General features: G+C 63.3%; 15 protein-coding genes, 2 rRNA genes and 1 riboswitch (1 of these 18 running past the window's edge). Of the genes, 6 read left to right on the top strand and 11 right to left on the bottom strand.

Annotated features, from left to right (window positions below):
- Together ABZN20_RS11085 and rrf are read left to right on the top strand one after the other, a co-directional pair.
- Positions 1-1,544: ribosomal RNA gene (locus tag ABZN20_RS11085) — 23S ribosomal RNA — on the top strand; it begins 1,351 nt to the left of the window's first position.
- Positions 1,545-1,641: 97 nt separating this feature from the next.
- Positions 1,642-1,754, top strand: a 5S ribosomal RNA gene (gene rrf, locus ABZN20_RS11080).
- Positions 1,755-1,853: 99 nt separating this feature from the next.
- On the opposite strand, the gene ABZN20_RS11075 is transcribed toward rrf, so the two are convergent.
- From ABZN20_RS11075 to ABZN20_RS11055, 5 genes are all read right to left on the bottom strand, one after another.
- Complete coding sequence (locus tag ABZN20_RS11075) at positions 1,854-2,156, bottom strand: DUF3240 family protein (RefSeq protein ID WP_218808664.1); 303 nt, start codon at positions 2,154-2,156, stop codon at positions 1,854-1,856.
- 3 nt (positions 2,157-2,159) lie between these two features.
- Positions 2,160-5,210, bottom strand: a complete 3,051-nt coding sequence (locus ABZN20_RS11070; protein ID WP_218808665.1) for an efflux RND transporter permease subunit — start codon at positions 5,208-5,210, stop codon at positions 2,160-2,162.
- Positions 5,207-6,304: an efflux RND transporter periplasmic adaptor subunit gene (locus tag ABZN20_RS11065; protein WP_367025290.1), complete on the bottom strand. Its 1,098-nt coding sequence runs from the start codon at positions 6,302-6,304 to the stop codon at positions 5,207-5,209. Before ABZN20_RS11065 ends, ABZN20_RS11070 begins: the two co-directional genes overlap by 4 nt.
- Positions 6,301-7,470 carry a TolC family protein gene (locus ABZN20_RS11060; protein ID WP_367025289.1) on the bottom strand — a complete coding sequence of 390 codons (1,170 nt, stop codon included), beginning with the start codon at positions 7,468-7,470 and terminating at the stop codon, positions 6,301-6,303. Before ABZN20_RS11060 ends, ABZN20_RS11065 begins: the two co-directional genes overlap by 4 nt.
- A gap of 185 nt (positions 7,471-7,655) precedes the next feature.
- Positions 7,656-8,060, bottom strand: coding sequence for a hypothetical protein (locus tag ABZN20_RS11055; protein ID WP_367025288.1), 405 nt, complete (start codon positions 8,058-8,060; stop codon positions 7,656-7,658).
- A 298-nt stretch (positions 8,061-8,358) separates the two neighbouring features.
- Between ABZN20_RS11055 and ABZN20_RS11050 the strand changes: the two genes are divergently transcribed.
- From ABZN20_RS11050 to ABZN20_RS11040, 3 genes are read left to right on the top strand one after another with little or no spacing between them, the layout of a single operon-like run.
- Positions 8,359-11,037, top strand: coding sequence for a UPF0182 family protein (locus ABZN20_RS11050; protein ID WP_367025287.1), 2,679 nt, complete (start codon positions 8,359-8,361; stop codon positions 11,035-11,037).
- A gap of 46 nt (positions 11,038-11,083) precedes the next feature.
- Positions 11,084-12,172, top strand: coding sequence for a glycine oxidase ThiO (thiO, locus tag ABZN20_RS11045; RefSeq protein ID WP_367025286.1), 1,089 nt, complete (start codon positions 11,084-11,086; stop codon positions 12,170-12,172).
- Positions 12,173-12,212: 40 nt separating this feature from the next.
- Positions 12,213-13,088, top strand: coding sequence for a Kdo hydroxylase family protein (locus ABZN20_RS11040; RefSeq protein WP_367025285.1), 876 nt, complete (start codon positions 12,213-12,215; stop codon positions 13,086-13,088).
- A 4-nt stretch (positions 13,089-13,092) separates the two neighbouring features.
- On the opposite strand, the gene ABZN20_RS11035 is transcribed toward ABZN20_RS11040, so the two are convergent.
- The 4 genes from ABZN20_RS11035 to thiC are packed head-to-tail and all read right to left on the bottom strand — an operon-like array spanning position 13,093 to position 18,417.
- Positions 13,093-14,139, bottom strand: coding sequence for a glycosyltransferase family 9 protein (locus tag ABZN20_RS11035; RefSeq protein WP_367027557.1), 1,047 nt, complete (start codon positions 14,137-14,139; stop codon positions 13,093-13,095).
- Positions 14,139-14,831 (bottom strand): sulfotransferase family 2 domain-containing protein, encoded by a 693-nt coding sequence (locus ABZN20_RS11030; RefSeq protein ID WP_367025284.1) that lies wholly within the window; start codon positions 14,829-14,831, stop codon positions 14,139-14,141. Before ABZN20_RS11030 ends, ABZN20_RS11035 begins: the two co-directional genes overlap by 1 nt.
- A 47-nt stretch (positions 14,832-14,878) precedes the next feature.
- Positions 14,879-16,534 (bottom strand): cytochrome P450, encoded by a 1,656-nt coding sequence (locus tag ABZN20_RS11025; protein ID WP_367025283.1) that lies wholly within the window; start codon positions 16,532-16,534, stop codon positions 14,879-14,881.
- A gap of 8 nt (positions 16,535-16,542) precedes the next feature.
- Complete coding sequence (gene thiC / locus ABZN20_RS11020; RefSeq protein ID WP_367025282.1) at positions 16,543-18,417, bottom strand: phosphomethylpyrimidine synthase ThiC; 1,875 nt, start codon at positions 18,415-18,417, stop codon at positions 16,543-16,545.
- A gap of 64 nt (positions 18,418-18,481) precedes the next feature.
- Positions 18,482-18,578: riboswitch (TPP riboswitch) on the bottom strand.
- A 280-nt stretch (positions 18,579-18,858) separates the two neighbouring features.
- Between thiC and ABZN20_RS11015 the strand changes: the two genes are divergently transcribed.
- Positions 18,859-20,013 (top strand): ethylbenzene dehydrogenase-related protein, encoded by a 1,155-nt coding sequence (locus tag ABZN20_RS11015; protein WP_367025281.1) that lies wholly within the window; start codon positions 18,859-18,861, stop codon positions 20,011-20,013.
- 136 nt (positions 20,014-20,149) lie between these two features.
- Here the strand turns inward: ABZN20_RS11015 and ABZN20_RS11010 are convergent, their stop codons facing one another.
- Positions 20,150-21,211, bottom strand: coding sequence for a M28 family peptidase (locus ABZN20_RS11010; RefSeq protein WP_367025280.1), 1,062 nt, complete (start codon positions 21,209-21,211; stop codon positions 20,150-20,152).
- Between the two features lie 216 nt (positions 21,212-21,427).
- Positions 21,428-21,550 carry a hypothetical protein gene (locus ABZN20_RS11005; protein ID WP_367025279.1) on the bottom strand — a complete coding sequence of 41 codons (123 nt, stop codon included), beginning with the start codon at positions 21,548-21,550 and terminating at the stop codon, positions 21,428-21,430.
- Between the last annotated feature and the right edge of the window lie 183 nt (positions 21,551-21,733).

Here is a 21,733-nt window from a genome sequence, read left to right as displayed (position 1 = left end):
AAAGGCGTAGTCGATGGAAAACCGGTTAATATTCCGGTACCGGCTGCAACTGCGATGGGGTGACGGAGAAGGCTAGGTCAGCCGGGTGTTGGACGTCCCGGTTTAAGCGTGTAGGAAGGTCCCTTAGGCAAATCCGGGGGATCAATTCTGAGGCGTGATGACGGTGCTGAAGGCGACTTCAGCCGAAGTGATTGATGCCAAGCTTCCAAGAAAAACCTCTAAGCTTCAGGTTGCAGGCGGCCGTACCAAAACCGACACAGGTGGGCAGGATGAAAATTCTCAGGCGCTTGAGAGAACTCGGGTGAAGGAACTAGGCAAAATGGTACCGTAACTTCGGGAGAAGGTACGCCCCTGGTAGGTGAAGTGACTTGCTCACGGAGCCGAAGGGGGTTGCAGTGAAACGGTGGCTGCGACTGTTTATTAAAAACACAGCACTCTGCAAAGACGAAAGTCGACGTATAGGGTGTGACGCCTGCCCGGTGCCGGAAGGTTAATTGATGGGGTCAGCGCAAGCGAAGCTCTTGATCGAAGCCCCGGTAAACGGCGGCCGTAACTATAACGGTCCTAAGGTAGCGAAATTCCTTGTCGGGTAAGTTCCGACCTGCACGAATGGCGTAACGATGGCCACACTGTCTCCACCCGAGACTCAGTGAAATTGAACTTGCTGTGAAGATGCAGTGTACCCGCGGCTAGACGGAAAGACCCCGTGAACCTTTACTATAGCTTTGCACTGGACTTTGAATTGACTTGTGTAGGATAGGTGGGAGGCTGAGAAACTCGGACGCCAGTTCGGGTGGAGCCGACCTTGAAATACCACCCTGGTGAATTTGGAGTTCTAACCCAGGTCCGTAATCCGGATCGGGGACCGTGCATGGTGGGTAGTTTGACTGGGGCGGTCTCCTCCCAAAGCGTAACGGAGGAGCACGAAGGTGCGCTCAGCGTGGTCGGAAATCACGCACAGAGTGTAAGGGCAAAAGCGCGCTTGACTGCGAGACGAACAAGTCGAGCAGGTACGAAAGTAGGTCCTAGTGATCCGGTGGTTCTGTATGGAAGGGCCATCGCTCAACGGATAAAAGGTACTCCGGGGATAACAGGCTGATACCGCCCAAGAGTTCATATCGACGGCGGTGTTTGGCACCTCGATGTCGGCTCATCACATCCTGGGGCTGTAGCCGGTCCCAAGGGTATGGCTGTTCGCCATTTAAAGTGGTACGCGAGCTGGGTTTAGAACGTCGTGAGACAGTTCGGTCCCTATCTGCCGTGGGCGTTGGAGATTTGAGGGAAGTTGCTCCTAGTACGAGAGGACCGGAGTGAACGAACCGCTGGTGTTCCGGTTGTTTCGCCAGAAGCATTGCCGGGTAGCTATGTTCGGACAGGATAACCGCTGAAAGCATCTAAGCGGGAAGCCCCTCCCAAGATGAGATCTCCCTGGGACCGCGAGTCCCCTGAAGGGCCCTGGAAGACCACCAGGTTGATAGGTCGGGTGTGGAAGTGCAGTAATGCATGAAGCTAACCGATACTAATTGCCCGTGAGGCTTGACCATATAACACCCAAGACGTTTGGGTGTGTGCCAGACAGACCGCGAACACCGTGTACGTTGACCAAATTCCTCAAGAGCTCGAGCTCGATCACCAGTTTTGCCTGGCGGCCAGAGCGAGCGGGAACCACCCGATCCCATCCCGACCTCGGAAGTGAAACCGCTTAGCGCCGATGATAGTGCAGATACCTGTGCGAAAGTAGGGAACTGCCAGGCTCTTAATTCAACAACAGCAATCAACCCCGATCTCCTCGACCGAGACTCGGGGTTTTTTGTTGCCTGAGATAACTCGGTCTCATCGAAGCCGGATCATCTTTACAAGCCGCCAGTATCCAGCACCGGTACCACCCAGTAATGGATGCCGCTGCCCCGAAAGTCCGCGCGCAAGGCCTTCAGGGTTTCCCCCAACCCGTCCCCGGAAAGTTGAGCTTCGAAACGGACGCGCCGGGTACGTCCGGCGACCTGCTCGTTCAGGCTCATTTCTTCCGTACGGCTCGAGTGGCCGGATGCGGCTTGGCTGCTGAACCCCCGTATGGCGGGAGCGCTCAGCAGCCAGTCAACCAGAGTGTCCTCAAGCTGCGGGGGCACCAGGAGGGTCAACAACACGAGATCGGACATGCGTCATTTTCCCTCGCCGTAGCGGCGGTAGAGGATGGGCAGGAGTATGAGCGTCAGAAGGGTCGAGGTGACCAGCCCACCGACGCCGACGATGGCCAGCGGTCGCTGGATTTCGGAGCCGGGACCGGTGGCGAACAGGAGGGGAATGAGCCCGAACGCAGCGATGCTTGCGGTCATGAGCACCGGACGCAGCCGCCGCGATGCCCCCAAACGGACGACTTCATCCAGGGGAAGGCCGATGGCCCGAAGCTGATTGAAATAAGTCACCATCACCACACCGTTGAGCACGGCGATACCCAGCAGGGAAATGAACCCCACGGAGGCGGAGACGGACAGGTATTCGCCGGAAAGCCAGAGGCTGGTGACTCCGCCGACCAGCGAAAAGGGGACGTTCGTAAGTACCAGTATCGCCTGCCGCACCGACCCAAAAGTGGTGAACAGCAATAGAAAGATCAAACCGATCGATATCGGGATGACGATGGACAGGCGTTGCGCCGCGCGCTGCTGGTTTTCGAACTGCCCCCCCCATGTCAGGTAATAGCCGCTGGGGAGCGCGACGCGCTCGCCGACCGCTTTGCGCGCTTCTTCCACGAAACCGACCAGATCACGGCCCTGGACGTTGGTTCGGACGACCGCGAACCGCTGACCGCGCTCCCGATTGATGGCCACCAGGCCTTCGGTGCGCTCGACGTGGGCGACGGCGGAGAGCGGCACGCGGCGGCCGTCGGGCAGGGTCACCTGCAGCAACGCAAGCCGTCCGGGGTCGGCAGCCGCCCGGAGCAGCAAGGGCGTCCGCTTGACGCCTTCCTGCACGATGCCCAGCTTGAGTCCCTCGATCTGTGCGCGCAGCATCCGTTCCAGCGTGTCGCCGTCGAGTCCCAGGCGTCCCGTCGCGAGCCGGTCGATTCGGACCTGGAGATATTGCATGCCGGCGTTGCGCATCGTGAACACGTCGGAAGCGCCGTTCACCGAGCGGATCACCCCGGCGATGGCTTCCGCCTTTTCATTGAGCACGGCGATATCCGGACCGTAGAGCTTGACGGCCACGTCGCCGCGCACCCCGGTGAGCATCTCCGTGACCCGCATCTGGATCGGCTGGGTGAAGCCGAAGGCGATGCCCGGCATGGTTTCCAGGACTCTGCGGATGTCTTCGATCAGCTCGTCGCGGGTCTTGCCGTTCCACTGATCGGCTGGTTTCAGAACGACGAAGTTGTCCGTTTCATTCAGTCCCATCGGGTCGAGCCCGATTTCGTCCGAGCCCACGCGCGACACCACCCGCTCTACTTCGGGAACGTGGTCGAGCAGCGCTTTCTGGAGCTGTTCGTCGAGCCGAACCGACTGTTCCAGATTGATCGAAGGCAGTTTTTCCACCTGAACGATGATGCTGCCCTCATCCAGCGTGGGCATGAAGGTCTTGCCGATCTGGGCGTAGATCACGGCCGTCAGGGCGAGCAGGATTCCGGCGGCGGCGACTACCCAGCGGCCGTGGCCGAGTGCCCACCGTAACACCGGTTCATAGCATTCATGGAGCTTCCGGGCGAGCCACGGCTCCTCGTGCTTGACCTTGCGCATCAGCCAGGAGGCCAGGACCGGGATGACCAGCAGCGACATGAACAGAGAGCCGGCCATGGCGAACACGTTGGTGAAGGCGACCGGCCGGAACAGCTTCCCTTCGAGCCCCTGCAGCGACAAGAGCGGCACGAAGACGATGGCGATGATGAGGGCGCCCGACACCACCGGCGCCGTGACTTCGCGCATGGCCCGGTAGATGAGGTGCAGGCGCGGCAGTTTGCCTTGCATTCTGGGATCGGCCAGATGCGTCGTGATGTTTTCCACGACCACGACGGCCGGATCGACCAACTTGCCGATGGCGATAGCCAGGCCGCCGAGGCTCATGAGGTTGGCCGAAAGTCCGAACTGGTGCATCAGAAGGAAGGTGAAAAGCGCTGAAAGCGGCAGGATGCAGGCCACGGTCACCGCGGCGCGCAGGTCGCCCAGGAACAGCAGGAGCAGGATGACGACGAGGACGATGGCTTCCAGCAGGGCGCGGACGACGGTATGGGTGGCCCGGTTCACCAACTCGCTGCGGTCGTAGAACACGTCGAGCGTGATGCCTTCCGGGAGGGCGGGCTGGATTTCCTCGATTTTCCGTTTGACGCCTTCGACCACCTCCCGCGCATTGGCACCGCGAAGGCCCAGGACCAGGCCCTCCACGGCCTCGTCCCGGCCATCCCGGCTGACCGCGCCATAGCGCGTCAGGGCGCCGATGCGTACCTCGGCCACGTCCCCGATCGTGATGGCGACGCCGTTCTGGTTGGCAATGACGATGGCGCGGACATCGTCCAGGTCGCGGATCTGGCCTTCGGCGCGGACGAGCAACGCTTCTTCGCCTTCGGACAGGCGTCCGGCGCCGTCGTTGCGGTTGTTGGACTTGAGCGCTTGGATCAAGGCCTCCATGGTGATGCCGCGCGAGGACATGCCCGCGTTGTTCGGGATCACCTCGAAGCTTCGCACCGTACCGCCCAAGGTGTTGACGTCGGCCACGCCGGGCACCGTGCGGAGGGCGGGACGAATGACCCAGTCCAGCAGGTTCCGCCGCTCCATGAGGGTGAGGTCGCCGCCTTCGATGGTGAACATGAACATTTCGCCCAGCGGCGTCGTCATCGGCGCCATCCCGCCCTCGATCCCCTCCGGCAGGTTGCCCCAAACGCCGTTCAGCCTTTCCGCGATCTGCTGCCGTGCCCAGTAGATGTCGGTGCCTTCCTCGAAATCGATGGTGATGTCGGTCAGCGCGTACTTGGCGATGGAGCGCAGCATGGTCTGCTTCGGGATGCCGAGCAGCTCCAGTTCGATGGGCGCGGTGATGCGGGTTTCGACCTCCTCCGGGGTCATGCCGGGGGCTTTGACGATGACCTTGACCTGGGTGGGGGAGACATCGGGAAAAGCGTCGATGGGGATCTGCATGGTGGCGACATAACCGGCGCCCGCCAGCAGCGCGGTGAGAAGGACGATCAGCAGGCGCTGGGTCAGTGCGAACTGGATCAGCCGGCTCATTCGCCGCCCCCGCCGAGACCGGTCCAGGCGGCCTTCAGGGCTGCGACGCCCTGGACGGCGACCCGGTCGTCGGCGGTCAAGCCTTCATGAATGATGGCCTTGCGCCCGTCCACGGCGGCGATCTTCACCGCCCGCACCGCGAAGCCATCGGAGGTCCGTACGAAGACGTATTGCTGTCCTCCCTCGCTGAAGACCGCGGCGAGCGGCACCCGGCAGATGAAGTCGGTGCTGGCGTGCATGACCTGGACGTTGACGTTCTGTCCGGCGCGGACGCTGTCGTCGTGCTCGTCGATGACTGCGCGCACCAGCGCGGTCTGGCTGTCCGGCCGCACATTCTGGCTGACCTCGATGATCGTCGCCCGGATCCGCGGGGAATCCAGTTCGACCCGGTCTTTCAGCCGGATTTCGCTGAGGCGCTCCTGCGGCATGTCGATTTCCAGCCACAACCGGTCGACATTGCCGATGCGGAACAGCGGCGCCAGCATGCTGACCCGCTGGCCCACGGTGGCCAGGCGGTCCAGCAGTATGCCCTGGATCGGCGTGCGCAAGGAGAGGGTATTGCTTATTCTGCGGGACCGCTTGAGTTCCCCGATGTCCTTCGCGGACATGCCGCTGGCCTCGAGCACCTGCTCCGCCTGGCGAAGGTTGGCCTGGGCCTTGTCGAAGGCGGCGCGGGTCTCCTGCCAGCGCAGCCTCGAGATGACGCCTTCGTCGAGCAGCTTCTGGTCCCGACTCAGCTTGGAGCCGGCGAGTTCGTATTCGGTGGAGGCGTTGAGGAGGTCGCGCTGCAGGGTGAGCAGGTCGGGGCTTTGCATTTCCGCGACGACTTGGCCCGGTGTCACCGACGATCCCAGCGCCACGTCGATCCGGGTGATCACGCCGGCCTGCGGCGCGCTGACGATGAACTCCCGGTCCGGCGGAATGACGACGCGCGCCGGCGCCCAGGCCAGGGGCAAGGCATCGACGATTTCGGGTTTGGCGACGCGGATGTCGAGGTGCTCGATCTGCTGCGCATCCAGTTTGATGATCGGGTCCGCGCCGGCCGGCGTTCCCAGCAACAGGGGGGCCAGAACGGCCAGGACCCGCGGCTTCATGGCGTCACCCCCACGACCTGGTTGTAAGCGGCGATGTCCCGTTTCAACTGGATTTCCTTCTGCATGGCGTCCCAGATCGCCGCCTGCGCGGTGGTCTGCACCTTTAGAAAGTCGATCAGCTGGATTTCGCCGGTTTCAAGCGCGATCCGGTTCATCCGGATCAGGGTCTCGGCCATGTCGCGCCGGTTCCTGGCTATGTCGAGGGCCTTGCGGTCCGCCTCCAGAGTCTGCTGGGCCTGCTTGAGCGCCCGCTGGAGCATGCGGATCAGGTTGTCGCGTTCGGTGATTTTCTGGGTCAGCGCCAGATTCGCCTGGGCGACGAAGGGCTCGTTGTAGGCGTCGCCTCCGATCGGCACCTGCAGGACTACGTTGGTGTCGTTCTGTAAGTTTTTGTCGTTGAAGGCGCGATGCTGGGCGCCGATCAGCACGGTGGGCTGGGTACCCTGCTTCCACTGCCGGACGAATTCCACGTCGGCCTGGGCACGCTCGATCATGGCACTCAGGGCGGCCAGCTGGGGGTGCTCCTCGTTGATGGCCGTCAGCCCGGACAGGTCCTCGTCGAACTTTTCCGGTGCCGCCTGCATTCGGCTCAGGTTCGCGAAAGCCTGGTGGGCATGCTGCAGGTCGACGGCGGCCTGGGTGAGGGCGGTCTTCTTTTCCAGGGAATCGCTCTGTGCCAGAAGCAGGTCGGCCTGGGCGAGATCGCCGAGCTCGACGCGCCTGTTGACCGTCTCGACCAGCTTCAGCGACACTTCGTACACCGTCCTGGCGAACTCATGGCGGTTCTGCGTCATCTTGAGATTCCACAGGCTCTCCCGGACCAGGCCGGCGACCTCGTGCTTGAGGCCCCGGCCGAATTGTTCGGTGCTTTCGGCCGCCCTGTCGGTGACCGCTCGGCTCGCGTCCCGCTGCCCCCAGCGCCAGATGGGGAACTGGTAGCCCCATTGCGTCATGCCTTCGCCGTCGCCCGCGACGTTCTGGTTGTTCTGGACGTAGACCATGGGGTAGCCCGGAATCCAACTGTCGCTGCGCTGCTGCAGGGCGCTGGTTTCCTGGCGCATGGCGTCGACCATCGCCGTTTGCGGATAGTTCTCGAAAGTGGTTTGCACCACGTTGTGGAGACTGAGCCGTGCATCGAAAGGCAGCAGGCCGGCCGGTTCGGCCATGGCATCCTCCTCGCCGCGAGCCGAAGCGGAGGCGATTGCGAGGAGAACTCCGAGGAGTCCCTGTAGGAAGATCATCGGTAATACCAGCATCGTAGGGGTCAGCATACCAAACGCCGCAGCGGGGTTGGGGGCCTTGGCGGGCGCCGTTGCGCGTGCGGTCGAGCCGCAGCACGGGAAAATGAGGATCAGCGGGGCGGGCCGCGGGCGGAGGACGTTTGGCAGGCCGGCGTCCTATAGGCTGGGGAAGTGAACGGATGGGCTGGAGCTGCCTTCGCCAGCTCCAATGGGTGCCATTCGGCTTCGATCCGGCCTGCGACGGTGGCCGCTGCGGGGGTATCTGGACGGCACGGCGGCGAGACGCGCGACTGCTCCAAAATCCCGTTCTCGACGGCGATGACGATCGAGGATTCCTCTTCGGTAGCCGGCGCGTGCCATCTTTCCTCCCCTCGCTGGCGTTCGAGATATTCGAGGCCGGGAATGTGGAACTGGCCTCCGGGCTCGCCGGCGACCGTATGCGCGTGGACCAGCGGCGCCCAGAGCTGGATCGCCACGGACAGGCACAGCGTGAGAAGGCGGGCGTATCGAATCAAAGGGGGACCGTATTCCGTACGCGTTTTGCTGGCGATGAGGATATCCGAAAAAGCGGGTTTGCGCGTCGCCCGGGTAGTGTATCCGAATTGCCCAGCCGGCGCATGCCAGCCCCGATGCCATCCCGGAGCCAGCCGGCGTCGCCTCGCCTACCGGATTGCAGGGCAGTCGGGTATCATCTAGCGGCTTGGCACGCCATCGCGAACAAAGCCGATCGCGCCGGAGCATGCGCCTGCCGCCTGCGTTCCATCCCCCTGCAAGCCCATCCACACGAGTAACAAGACGCCGAACGAGGACGATATGGGAAACTGGAAACGACTGCTGATGTCCGCAGCCGTGGTCATAGCGGTTTTGGCGGGACTGTTACTGGCGCTCATACTCGCGGCGACGCATTTCCTGGTCGACTGGTGGTGGTTCCGGTCGCTGGACCTCGGCGCCTACTTCTGGCTGCGCTTCCTCTACCGCTACATCCTGTCCGGCGGTGTGACCCTTTTCTTCTTCCTGATCTTTTTCCTGAATTTCTGGGCCGCTTCGCAGTATCTGGGGGTCGATCAGGCGATTTATGCCGCAGGCTCGGAGGAATCGCGCTACCGGCGCTGGCTGCGGATGTTCCAGACCGGCGCATTGCCGGTCTATCTGCCCCTGTCGGTGTTTCTGGCGGTGCTGGTCGCACTGCCGTTCTACCACGAGTGGGAAGCCGGGCTCCTGTTCTTTTTCGCCCCCGATGCCGGCGTCACCGAGCCGGTGTTCGGGAAAGACGCCGGTTTTCACATGTTCCGGATTCCGATCCTGGTCCTGATCCAGTCGGAATTGCTGGTGTGCGTCGGCGTTCTGGCCGTCATGGTGGCGGCGCTCTACTGGGTGGAGCACAAATTCTCGCCGGCCCACCGCCGGCCATGGCCGCGGGGCGCCCGCATCCATTTGAATCTGCTGGTCGTGCTGGTCGCCGTGGTCGCGGCCTGGGGATACGTGCTGCAGCGGGAGGAGCTGCTTTATGTGGATGTTCACGAGCCCGTGTTTTTTGGTCCCGGCCTGATCGAGCTCCGCTACCATCTGCCCCTGATCTGGGTCCAGATCGTCTCTTTGCTCGTCGGCGTGGCTGCCGCGCTGTGGTTCGCGCAGCGCCACCGCGGTCTCAAGCTGGCGCTGGCCTGCGCGCTGGTCTGGGTCTCCGCCGCGGGGCTGCGCAAGATCGACGTGGTTCCGGGGCTGATCGACCGTTTCGTGGTCAAGCCGAATCCGGTGAAGATGGAGCGCGAGTTCATCAAGTACAACATCGAGGCGACGCTGGCGGCTTTCGATCTCGACGAAATCCAGACCATCGACATCACCGCGGTGCCAGAGGGTTCCGAAACCATCGATCCGCACGTCCGCGAGCATCTGCACAATATCCCGGTGTGGGATCCGGAATACCTGGACGACGTGTACCAGCAGCTTCAGGGCATCCGGCCGTACTACAGCTTCACCGAGGTGGACATCGCGCGCTATTTCGTCAACGGCCAGATCGAACAGGTGAACTTGGCGGCCCGCGAAATCAATCTCGCCAAGCTGCCCGAAGAAGCCCGGAATTGGGAGAACATCCACCTGCGCTACACCCATGGTTACGGCGCCGTGATCACACCGGCGGCGCAGTCGGGCGACCAGCCGATGCAATGGTGGCTCAGGGACCTGAGCATGCATTCGGACGTCGGGTTGACCACCGAGAAGCCCGATATCTATTTCGGGCTGGAAAACCTGGATTACGCGATCGTGCCCAACCGGCTCAACATCGTCGACATCGCCAGTTTCGATCAGGGGTCCAGCCAGAACTATTCGGGCAGCGGCGGCGTTCCGATCTCCTCCCTGCTCAGGCGCCTTCTTCTCTCCATCTATTTCCGCGACGAGCGGCTGTTTTTCTCGGTCAACATCACCAAAAGCAGCCAAGCGCTGTTCCGCCGCAACATCATCGAGCGGATCAACACGGTCACGCCGTTCCTGGCGCTGGACCGCGATCCGTACATCGTGGTGACCCCGCAGCGGATTTTCTGGGTCGTCGACGCCTATACGACGCTGAATTCCTATCCGGTTTCCAAGCGCACGCGCTACAAATTCCGCGGCGACGAGAAGGAGCGCGAGTTCAATTACATCCGCAACTCGGTCAAGATCGTGGTCGACGCGTTCGACGGTTCGCTGGACTATTACGTCGTGGATCACGACGACCCGGTCCTTAAAGGCTACATCAAGGCCTATCCCGGTCTTTTCCAGGACGCCAGCGCCATGTCGCCGTTGATTCGGGAGCAGCTACGCTTTCCCCAAGACTTTTTCGTGATCCAGATGCGGATGTACGCGAAATACCACCAGACTCAGCCGGAGCTGTTCTACCAGCAGGCGGAAACCTGGGATTTCGCGAAGGTTGGAGTGCGGCTGCGCGATGGCCGGACCGTGACGCGGACGGTGGCGCCTTACTATTTCACGACGCAGCTCGACGGCTGCGAAAACATGCAGAACTTCGTGCTGATCAATCCGATGACGCCGATCGGGCGCAACAACATAAGCGTGCTCGGGATCGGCGGGGCATTGCGGCCCGAGGCTTGCGGCATGCCGTACTCCAAGTCGATCGTTCTCTACAAGTACAGCAAGGATGTCCAGGTCGACGGCCCGGCGCAGGTGAGCGCGATGATCGACCAGGACGCCGAAATCGCCAAGGAATTCGCCCTGTGGGACCAGAAGGGCTCCCATCTCACCCGCGGCCGCATCATCATCCTGCCCATCGGGCGCTCCCTGCTGTACGTGCAGCCGGTCTATATCGAGTCCACCAGCAGCGTCAAGATTCCGGAACTCGCCCGGGTGATCCTGTCGATGGGGGACATCGTGGTGATGGAGACCTCGCTGGAGGCGGCGCTGAACAAGCTGGAGCAGCGGCTCATCGCCTTGCAGAAGGCGCGTGGAATCGCGCCGGTGCCGTCCAGGCGGGAGGAGCCCGGCATGCATCCCATGTGAGCGGGATGGCTTCGTCATTCGTTTCTCGATGGGAAGGGTTGGGGACGTGACCGATGTAATCGTCGTCGGAGGCGGAATCAGCGGCCTGCTGGCGGCGCGCGAACTGGCCGGGGCCGGCTTGTCGGTCACGATTCTGGACCAGGGGCCTGCCGGACGGGAGTCCTCCTGGGCGGGGGGCGGCATTCTGTCGCCGCTGTATCCCTGGCGTGCGCCGGAAGCGGTCACCGCGCTCTGCGCCTGGAGCCAAAGGCGGTATCCCGGCCTGGCCGAGGAGTTGCTGGATTCAACCGGTCTGGATCCCGAATGGCGGCAAAGCGGGCTGCTGGTGCTGGACCCGGAAGAGCCCGCGGTTGCCGATGCGTGGTGCGCGGCGCACGGGGTTCGCCGCGAGTGGATCGAACCCGGTGCCCTGGCCTTGACGGAGCCCCGCCTTGCGCCGTCCCCGCTGCCGGCGATATGCCTGCCCGAGGTGGCGCAGGTGCGCAATCCCCGTCTATTGCGCGCCGTGCTGGCCGATGTCCGCCGGCTCGGCATCGCCATCGAGGAGGGCGTTGCCGTGACCGCCCTGGAAGCCCGGCACGGAAAGATCGTGCGGGCGCTGACCGGGAAGGGGGCGTTCGAGGCGGAAACCTATCTCGTCACGGCCGGCGCCTGGTCCGCGGAAGTGCTGGGGGCATTGATTCCGGATCTGCCCGTCGCGCCGGTCAAGGGGCAGATGCTGGCGTTCCAGGCGCCCGTTGGGGTTGTCGACCATATCGTGCTGGCGGAAGATCGTTACCTCATTCCGAGGCGGGACGGCGTATTGCTGTGCGGCAGCACCGTGGAACACCGCCGGTTCGACAAGGTTCCGGACGCCGAGGGAAGGCGGAGCCTGCTGGAATTCGCCCGCCGGCGGGTGCCGGCGCTGGCGGATGCGGAGATCGTCGGCCATTGGGCCGGGTTGCGGCCGGGATCGCCGGAAGGCATACCGTTCATCGGCGCAGTGCCTTCGTTCGGAAATCTGTATTTGAGCTGCGGCCATTTCCGCAACGGCCTGACCATGGCTCCCGCATCGGCCCGGCTCGTGGCCGACCTGATTCTCGGCCGCCCGCCGATCGTGCCGGCCCAGCCTTATGGCGTGCCGCACGGCGGATAAACCCGCATAACGACAAGGCATCAGGAGAGAGGTAGAGCGTATGAGCAGAATATTCGAGTTCGATGGCGCCGACTGGGATGCATCTTTTTCCGCGAAGGAGCGTGCCGACGCATTGAACGAAATCGAGCAGGGCAAGGTTCTGTACTTCCCCAAACTCGGGTTCGGGATCGAGGCGAATGAAAAGGCCTTCCTGTCGCCGCAGGCGGTGGGCAAGAGCAAGAACGTCAGCTTCGACGCCGCGAGCGGCGACCTGCACGGGACCGGCCCGGCGGTGGCCGACGTGGAAGCGCTGCGGGCCATGATGGCGCGGTTCGCCGGCCGGGCGGCCGGCCTGGTGGCGAGGCTGCTGCCGGAATACAGTCATGCCCTGGTGCAAGGCCGTACCAGCTTCCGGCCGGTGGAGGCCGCCGGACGCGCGAGTTCCTGGCGCAAGGACGACACCCGGCTGCATGTCGATGCTTTTCCTTCATCCCCCGTGCAAGGGCGGAGGCTGCTGCGGGTATTCGCCAACGTGAATCCGGAAGGCCGTCCCCGCCGCTGGCGTCTCGGCGAGGCGTTCGAGCCCATGGCCAAGCGCTTCCTGCCTTCCATCCCGGCGCCGTTTCCGGGCAGTGCTCCCCTCCTGCAGTGGCTGGGGCTGACCAAGAGCCGGCGCAGCGCCTACGATCATTACATGCTGCAATTGCACGACAAGATGAAAGCCGACATGGCTTATCAGGCCGAAGTGGATCAGGCGCCTTTCGACTTCCCCCCATCCACCACCTGGATGGTGTTCACCGATCAGGCCTCGCATGCGGTCATGGCCGGCCAGTACCTGCTGGAGCAGACCTTCTATCTCCCGGTCGAGGCCATGCGCGATCCCGCCACGTCGCCGCTCAAGATCCTCGAGCGGCTGACGGGACGGGTGCTGGTTTGAGGGCCTAGGCCCGGTTCAGGATGCCGTCGATTGCGGCGAGGGTCTTCTCGACCGTGAGCCGCGCCATGCAGGTGAAGGCGCCGTCGCAGGTGGGGCGGCGCTCGCAGGGCGAGCACGGCAGGGCCTCGTAGAGCACGACGGCGTCGCTGCGGCCGGTTTCCAGATACGGGGCGGTGGAGCCGAACAGGGCGAGGGTGGGGCGCCCGAGGGCGATGCTCATGTGGGTCAGTCCGGTATCCACGCCGATGCCGAGGGCCGAGCGCCGGATCAATGCGCCGCTGACGGCCAAGCCGGTTTTTCCGGCGAGGTTCTTCAGGTCCGATCGGCAGCGGTTTCGTATTCCTTCGGCCCGTTCGGTATCGCCCGGCCCGCCCAGCATGACGACGGGCCACCCGTAACGGGCGCTGATCTCATCGGCCAAAGCCGACCAGTTCCCGTCGATCCAGTGCTTCTGTGGGCGGGTGGTGAAGGGGAAGATCGCCGCGTAAGGTCGGCGGATGCCGAGCGCCTCCAGGATCGTTCCGGCTTCCGTTTCGGCCTCGTCCCCCGGCACGAAATCCATGGCGAAAGCCTCGGTGTCGAGTCCGAGTTCGACGGCCAGCTTGAGGTATTCACTGCCGATGGTGTTCGACTCGGTGCGGCGGTCGATGCGCTTCGTCATCAGGAATTGGCTGCCTTCGCGCGAGCCGAGGCCGATGCGGGTCTTGCCGCCGGCCAGCGCCGCCCACACGCCGCTTTTCATGAGTCCCTGCAGGTCCAGCACCCAATCGAAGCGCTCTTCCCTGAGGCTCCGTACCAGTGCGCGGAGCTCCTTCAGCAGGATGCCGTAATGTCCCTCCTTCCGCAGCCTGGCCCAGCGTGCGCGCGGCCAGGTCGCGACCCGGTCCAGCCGTGGATTGTGGATCAGCAGATCCTTGTTGGCTTCATCGGCCAGCCAGACCAGCCGTGCATCGGGAAAGGCCTGCCGCAGCACCGGGATCAGCGCGGAGGCGAACACGATGTCGCCGATGGCGCCGAGCCGGACGATCAGGATGGAGCCGGGGAGGTCCATCACAGGAAAGGCTTGCCCTGAGCGGAGTCGAAGGGGTCGTCGAAGCGGTAGCCGAAGCGTTCGACGTCCGGGCGGTAGTGCGCTTCGATCAGTTCGGCGGTGGTGTCGTTGTAGTAGCGCCGGTAGTCCTTGCTGCGGTCGGTGGCCTTGCGGCTGTGCAGCAGCTTGGGGCAGGCGATGCCGATGCGGCGGCAGGCTTCCTCGAAGTCCTCGGCGAGCCGTTCGTAGCGGCCGACGAAGTCGACGATCAGATTGCCGCGCAGGTCGATGAGGTAGTCGGTCTGGAGTTCGATCGACATGTCGGCGTGGTACTGTGGCGGGCGCTCGGGGTCGAGCTTCCAGCGCAGGAAGTCCTCGAAGCCGTCGATGCCCTCCAGCAGGTCCGGGCGCTCGCGCCGGATGTGGTGGTAGGAACTGACCTGCAGATCCCAGGGATTGCGCACGAAGGCGAACTTGAACAGCTTCTGGTACAGCTCGCGCGGCAGCATCTCCATGGCGGCGATGGCCTTGGCGTGGCGGGGAAACTTGGCGCCGATCTCGTGGCCGGTGAGCCCGCTGAGCTTGCTGCACAGGAATTGCGGAATCCGCGCCGGATCGGTCCATTTGTAGCGCCACAGCGAGTCGCGCACGCTGGTGCCGCCGGTCTTGGCGATATGGACGAACAGGAAGTTGTAGCGGAGCGAGAGCAGCATCTTGCTAGCGATTAAGACTGGAAGAAAACTTTTTTGACACCCTCACCCTAACCCTCTCCCAAAGGCGAGAGGGAGCAATCCCGCGTAGCGGGATCGCGCTGAGGCAGGATCTTGATCGCCCGGGTCGGGCAGAATTTTTCCGCGGCCTGGGCTTTCCCGGCCAGGGCGGGATCGGGCGTTTCGCTGAGCAGGGTCAGCCGTCCGTCTTCGTCGACCCGGAAAATCTCCGGCGCTTCCGCCATGCAATTGCCGTGACCCTTGCACAGATCCCAGTCGACGGCCACCCGGAAAGCGCCGCGGATGATTTCGGCAGGAGCCTCACCGGCACCAGCCTTCGCAGCCACGGCAGCCGGCGCGTTGCGCCTGCGGTAGCGGATCATGCAGGGCGAGGCGGGTTCGACGACCATTTTCTTGTAGTCGTCCTGGTAGGATTCGGGCGCCGCGGCCAGCTCGAACTCGTAGTTCCGCAACAGGACGCAGACGATGGCCTTGATCTGGAACATCGCGAAGGCGTTGCCCGAACATTTGTGGCGGCCGCCGCCGAAGGCCTGCCAGCCGTACAGGTCCTTGTCCTCGGCCCGTTCCGGGGTGTAGCGGTCGGGATCGAACAGTTCCGGGTTGGGGAACAGCTCCGGAATCCGGTGGGTGACGGAGGGCGCGGCGCAGACGAATTTACCCGCCTCGATGAGCTTACCTTGGACCTCGAAATCCTTCATCACCTTGCGCATCAGCAGGATCAGCGGCGGGTGCAGCCGCAGCACTTCCTTGATGACGTTCTCCAGCTGCGGCATCTGCCGGAGCGATTCGAAAGTCACCCGGCCGTGGGCCTCGAACAGGGCGTCGATCTCCGCCCGCACCCGCCGCAGGTATTCCGGGCGCCGCAGCAGCTCGATCAGCACCCAGGCGGTGGTGCCCGAACTGGTGTGATGGCCGGCGAAGATGGTGGCGATCAGCATCCCCGTGATTTCGTGGGGCGTCAGCTTGCTGCCGTCGTCGTAGCTGGCGTCGATCAGCATCTGGAACACGTTGGTGCTGCGTTCCTGCGATTGGGCGCGGCGCTCCATGATCTGGGTCACCAGTTCCTGCAGCCGTACCCGCGCCTTGTCGCGCCGCTTGAACACCGGCAGCGGCAGGTTGGGGAAGACGTAGGCGATCGGCTGGATGCCCATTTCCAGGTCGCGGTAGATCTCGGCGAATTCGGCATTCAACTCGTGGCGGAACTCCGAGCCCAGAAGGCAATGGCTGGAGGTGTAGATCGTGAGTTCCTTGGTGAGCTCCAGCAGGTCGATGGTGCCGGCCTCGCTCCAGTCCCGGATCATGGCCTCGACTTCGGCGACGATGATCTCGGAGTAGGTACGCATCGGCTTGTCGCGCAGCGCCGGCATCAGCATCTGCAACTGCTGGTTCTTGCGCTCGATGCGGGCGTCGAACACCACGCCGCGGCCGAAGATCGGGGTCATGATCTTGTAGGCCGGGCCCTGGTCGAGCACCTCGTCCGGCGCCCGGTAGAAGGCCTCGCTAGCCCCGCTGCCGGTGAGCAGCACCATGCGCTGGTGGAACATCCGGAACTCGGCCACGTCCCCGAACTCGCGCCGCAAGGCCATCATGAAGGCATGGGGGTTTCGGCCGAACTTCAGGATGTGGCCGAGGACGGGCAGGCCGCCGGGCTTGACCGGCGGTGTGTTCGAATGGGGAGAGTTCATCGTCGCGATCAGGTGCGGTGGTAGACCTCGGCCCCGGTCTTGACGAATTCGTCCGACTTTTCTTCCATGCCCTTGGCCAAAGCTTCGGTTTCGTCCAGGCCGTGCTCGCGGGCGTAGTCACGGACGTCCTGGGTGATCTTCATCGAGCAGAAGTGCGGGCCGCACATGGAGCAGAAATGCGCCTGCTTGGCGCCTTCCTGCGGCAGGGTCTCGTCGTGGAATTCCAGCGCTTTCTCCGGGTCCAGCGACAGGTTGAACTGGTCCTGCCAGCGGAACTCGAAGCGGGCCTTGGACAAGGCATTGTCGCGCGCCTGGGCGCCGGGGTGGCCTTTCCCCAAGTCCGCGGCGTGGGCAGCGATCTTGTAGGCGATGATGCCGTCGCGCACGTCCTGCTTGTTGGGTAGCCCCAGGTGTTCCTTGGGTGTCACGTAGCACAGCATCGCCGTGCCGTACCAGCCGATCATGGCGGCGCCGATGGCGGAGGTGATGTGGTCGTAGCCGGGGGCGATGTCGGTGGTCAAGGGCCCCAGGGTGTAGAAGGGCGCCTCGTGGCAGTGCTTCAACTGCTCCTCCATGTTGGCCTTGATCATGTGCATGGGCACGTGGCCGGGGCCTTCGATCATCACCTGCACGTCGTGCTTCCAGGCGATCTGCGTCAGCTCGCCCAGGGTGCGAAGCTCGGCGAACTGGGCCTCGTCGTTGGCATCGGCGATGGAGCCGGGTCTGAGGCCGTCGCCCAGGGAGAAGGCCACGTCATACGCCTTCATGATTTCGCAGATGTCCTCGAAATGGGTGTAAAGGAAGCTTTCCTTGTGGTGGGCCAGGCACCATTTCGCCATGATCGAGCCGCCGCGCGAGACGATGCCGGTGGTGCGCCTGGCGGTCAGGGGGATGAAGGCTAAGCGGATGCCGGCATGGATGGTGAAGTAGTCCACGCCCTGCTCGGCCTGTTCTACAAGCGTGTCGCGGAAGATTTCCCAGGTCAGCTCCTCGGCCCTGCCGTCGACTTTTTCCAGCGCCTGGTAGATCGGCACGGTGCCGATGGGTACGGGCGAATTACGGATGATCCACTCGCGGGTCTCGTGGATGTTCTTGCCGGTGGAGAGGTCCATCACCGTGTCGCCGCCCCAGCGGATCGCCCACAGCATCTTTTCCACTTCTTCTTCTATCGAGGAGCTGACGGCGGAATTGCCCAGGTTGCAGTTGATCTTCACCAGGAAATTGCGGCCGATGATCATCGGCTCCGATTCCGGATGGTTGATGTTGTTGGGGATGATGGCGCGGCCGCGGGCGACCTCGTCGCGCACGAATTCGGGCGTGATGACCTGGGGGATGGCCGCGCCGAAGGCTTCGCCCGGATGCTGGAACTGGTACATCTCCGCCAGGGCGTCCAGTTTCTGGTTCTCGCGGATGGCGATGAATTCCATCTCCGGCGTGATGATACCCCGCCTGGCGTAATGCATCTGGGTGACGTTGGCGCCGGCCTTGGCCCGGCGGGGGCTGCGGATGTGCTCGAAGCGCAGGGAAGCCAAGGCCGGATCGTGCTGGCGCTGCTGGCCGTAAAAGGAGCTCGGACCCGCCAGTTGCTCGGTGTCGCCGCGCTCCTCGATCCAGCGCTTGCGCAAGGGCGGCAGGCCCTGCCGCAGGTCGACCGAAACGGCGGGGTCGGTATAGGAGCCGGAGGTATCGTAGACGTAGACCGGCGGGTTCTTTTCCCGCCCCGAGCTGGTGGGCGTGTCCGACTGGCTGATCTTGCGCAGGGGGACGCGCAGGTCCGGGCGGCTGCCCTGGACGTAGACCTTTTCCGAGGCCGCGAACGGCCGGATCGAAGCTTTCTTGGCGGTGACCGCCTCGTGCAGGAATTCTTGGGGGATCGCGCTCATCGCTTGCTCCTGGTTGGACACGGATAAGGCGCGCGGGGGAGGATGTCGATCGGGTTCTTCGAACAGCTCGAAAGCTCAGCTTCCCTACGCCGGTATCAGCCGGATCAGGTTCGAAGGGTATGTCTCAGCCCGGCCATCGCCAGGCACCCCCAGCCTTACGGACCGCTCACGGTAATGCATCGAAGGGGGGATTTCAAGCTTTCCGTCATGGCCAAATTTGCAGATGTCGAGCCGCAACGGAGATACGGATAGTTGGTTGATAGCACGAATGAGATCGATTATCATTAGCCAAATTGTTATATGTACTTTGATTGGGAAAGGGGGGTAAAGATCATGAGCTTTCCGTGGCAACCGGCAATTTCCTGCTTCGCTTTGGTAGTCCTGGTGTTGCCAGGTCCAGTAACGGCCTTTTCAAAAGGTGACACGGTCCCTGGTTACGTCATGCAAGTTCCTTACGGTTCACGTGCAGACGTTCGGACCACAGCGCGCTACGAGGAGGGGAGGGGCTGGAGCGTCACCTTTCGACGCAAGCTCGATACGGGCGATCCCGCCCACGACGTCGTATTCGCCAAAGGCGGGACCTATGCATTTCAAGTGACGACGTTCGACAATGGGGGAGGCAAGGAGGACTTGTCGCACACGACGCAGGACAGCGGCAAGGTGTTCACGATGGGTATCCCCATGGAGGCCGGCGATCTGGTTTTCAGCGAGAAACCCGCACGTCTGTCGGAGTTGAGGGGAAAGCTATTGGCGAGTGATGAAATCGAGATCACCGCGAGTTGGACCGATCCGACCCGCAACGATAGGCGGGGCGAGTGGACCTATGGAAGCGGCGGCTGGGTCAAGAGCACGGAGAACGAGGACAGGATCGCCTTTCTCTGGGACATGCAGAACGACGATTTCGTTTCGGCAGGTACCTGCGCCAGCATGTGCCACGGAAACCTGCACGCAACCGCTCCCGGTACCAAGGTAGACAACTGGCACTGGAAGGCGTCCCGTTCCCACCCCATCGGTTACGCCGACGAGCAGTGGTGGTACGACGGCGTCGCGCACAACGGCAACGGGCGCCGCGATGATCCGGGAGTCGGAACCGCCGTTGAAAACGTCCTCGAAAACGGCCATCCCAAATATATGGCGGTCGGGGGCCAGAACAGTTCGGCCCGGTTCCTGTATCTGGATGCGCCGCAAGCGAATGGTTGGAGCCGTGCGGTGGCGTTCGGCACCGGTTCGCCGGGCATTCTCATTCGGTCGATCACGAAATCGAAACTGAAAGTGAAGAAGCCAGGCAAGGGCGCACTGGATGTCTCCGGCACGTACAACGATGGCGGTAATGGACTCGATCTGCAGAATGTCGAACTCCGGATCGAGCTTGGTGGTAAGAACCTCGTACTGGTACCGGCTGGGAGCTTTAAATCGGTCGCCAAGGGCAAGCGATTCACTTATACGAGTCAGGCGTCAAGAGTCAAGGTGGTCTTCAATACCGTAACAAAGTCATTCGTCATTTCTGCTCGGAAACAGGATTTCATCGGCTGGCTTACGCCGGTGGATTTGAGAATGGAGCTAGGCAGCCTCTGGGGAACGGCATCTATCAACTGACCGAGCGGGAAGGTTTCGATCCGCAAAAAGGCGTGACGCCCCCTTTCCTCGTCCGTATCCACTCACTATGACACGTCCAGGGCAAGGGGAAAAAGCATAGAGGCGCTATCTGTTGCCATGCCGTGAGCGAACCGCCTCACTGCGCCAGTTCCGCCACCACGCGGGCGAGCCCCGCCGTCACCCGGGCCAGGCTGTCGTAGTCGAGCCGGTCGGGTGTGTCGTCGGCCGTATGGTAGTGCGGGTAACGATAAAGAGCCGTGTCCGTGACCATCAGGGCGGGGTAGCCTTCGCGCCAGAAGGACCAGTGATCCGACCAGTGAACCCCGCCCCACCAGCCCGGGGCGGCGATGCCCTCCGAAGGGAAGGCCGTGTGGCGGCGGAACGAGGCGACCGCAGTCCGCACCAGGGAGCGCGAGGCGAGGTTGCCGACGAAGGCGAGGAAATCGCCGCGGTCGGGATAGAAGAGGCCATACAGCGGGTTGGGATAGCGCTGACTGCCGGGAGCGGAAGTGTAAAAACCGAGGGTCTCCAGGGACAGCATGGCGACGATGCGCTCGCCCCGTTCGAAGGACCTGCGGGCATAAACCCGGCTGCCCATGTCGGGGCCATAGAACAGCGGCGGTTCCTCATTGACGAAGGCCACGAAACGCACGGCGCGGCGTGCCTCGGACCCGGCCAGAAGCCGCGCGATCTCGATCATCGCCGCCACGCCGGAGGCGTTGTCGTTGGCCCCGGGGGAACCGGCGACGGTGTCGTAGTGGGCACCGACCAGGACGATCTCGGGCGGCTCCCCGCTCCCCGGCAACTCCGCCTCCAGGTTGCGCACCGGCTTGCCATGCGCCACATAAAGCTGGGAGGCAACCGCATAACCCAGGCCGGCCAAGGACGCCTCGATGTCACGGGCGGCGGACTCCAGGGCGCCGTGGCGCCACAGATGGCGCTCACCGATGTTTCCCGCCAGCGCCTTGACGTGCAGTTTGAGCCTCTCCCGCAATGCCGTTTCCTCCGGGGTCAGGGGAGGCAGCGGCCCGCTATGGGAGCCGCCGGGCATGCCGGTCATGAAGGGAATGCCGACGCCCGCCAGTACCGCCGCCAGCAGCCCGAGCAGGGTCCGCCGTATCATGAGCGCATGGGGTTTTCGGCCGGGTCGGCCCGTCAATACACCGGGTTTCTGCCGCGTATCCGATGGCGGAGTCATCGGTCTCGCCGGGCCGGCGCCGTCCTCGATAGCGGCCATCCTCATCCTGGTCGTCCTGTACGGCTTGGCCCTGGGGAGCGCCATGCTTTAAGGCGCGGCCGGCTGACGGGCGAACCGCCCGCGAGATCGTTTCTTGGATGGAACGGAGTGGCGTACCCGAGCACCCTGCCGGGTCGCTTGCCGCAATAACTCGATGCGATTGCGCACGGGGCGGGCTCATTGGGCCAGGTGGTAGTACCTGCGGTTCAGGTAATAGACGACATCGTCGACTTCGCTCTCTCCCCAGTCGTCCCCGGCGTGCGCGGCCCAACCCTCGACCCGCTTTCGGAGTTCGCTCAAAGTCTTTACCTTTCGCTTCTTGTTGAGGTGAACCCTCTTGGTATGACAAGCCTGACAGTGGTTGCCATAAAGCTCATGGCCGCGTTGGTAGTTTTCCGCCAGCGCGGGTGCCGACGCCAGCGCCAGCACAGCCATGGACAAGCAGCCACCCAGCAGTCCCGTGGAATAATTGACCGACATATT

Origin of the sequence: Methylococcus sp. ANG, assembly GCF_040730495.1 — a bacterium.
Classification (GTDB): Bacteria; Pseudomonadota; Gammaproteobacteria; order Methylococcales; family Methylococcaceae; genus Methylococcus.
Note: the sequence above shows the minus strand (reverse complement) of the source record. Positions and strands in the feature narration are given on the sequence as shown.

Coding starts and splice junctions, on each gene's coding strand:
- ABZN20_RS11075 (WP_218808664.1), bottom strand. CDS start 2,156: ATGTCCGATCTCGTGTTGTTGACCCTCCTGGTGCCCCCGCAGCTTGAG.
- ABZN20_RS11070 (WP_218808665.1), bottom strand. CDS start 5,210: ATGAGCCGGCTGATCCAGTTCGCACTGACCCAGCGCCTGCTGATCGTC.
- ABZN20_RS11065 (WP_367025290.1), bottom strand. CDS start 6,304: ATGAAGCCGCGGGTCCTGGCCGTTCTGGCCCCCCTGTTGCTGGGAACG.
- ABZN20_RS11060 (WP_367025289.1), bottom strand. CDS start 7,470: ATGGCCGAACCGGCCGGCCTGCTGCCTTTCGATGCACGGCTCAGTCTC.
- ABZN20_RS11050 (WP_367025287.1), top strand. CDS start 8,359: ATGGGAAACTGGAAACGACTGCTGATGTCCGCAGCCGTGGTCATAGCG.
- ABZN20_RS11040 (WP_367025285.1), top strand. CDS start 12,213: ATGAGCAGAATATTCGAGTTCGATGGCGCCGACTGGGATGCATCTTTT.
- ABZN20_RS11035 (WP_367027557.1), bottom strand. CDS start 14,139: ATGGACCTCCCCGGCTCCATCCTGATCGTCCGGCTCGGCGCCATCGGC.
- ABZN20_RS11030 (WP_367025284.1), bottom strand. CDS start 14,831: ATGCTGCTCTCGCTCCGCTACAACTTCCTGTTCGTCCATATCGCCAAG.
- ABZN20_RS11025 (WP_367025283.1), bottom strand. CDS start 16,534: ATGAACTCTCCCCATTCGAACACACCGCCGGTCAAGCCCGGCGGCCTG.
- thiC (WP_367025282.1), bottom strand. CDS start 18,417: ATGAGCGCGATCCCCCAAGAATTCCTGCACGAGGCGGTCACCGCCAAG.
- ABZN20_RS11015 (WP_367025281.1), top strand. CDS start 18,859: ATGCAAGTTCCTTACGGTTCACGTGCAGACGTTCGGACCACAGCGCGC.
- ABZN20_RS11010 (WP_367025280.1), bottom strand. CDS start 21,211: ATGACTCCGCCATCGGATACGCGGCAGAAACCCGGTGTATTGACGGGC.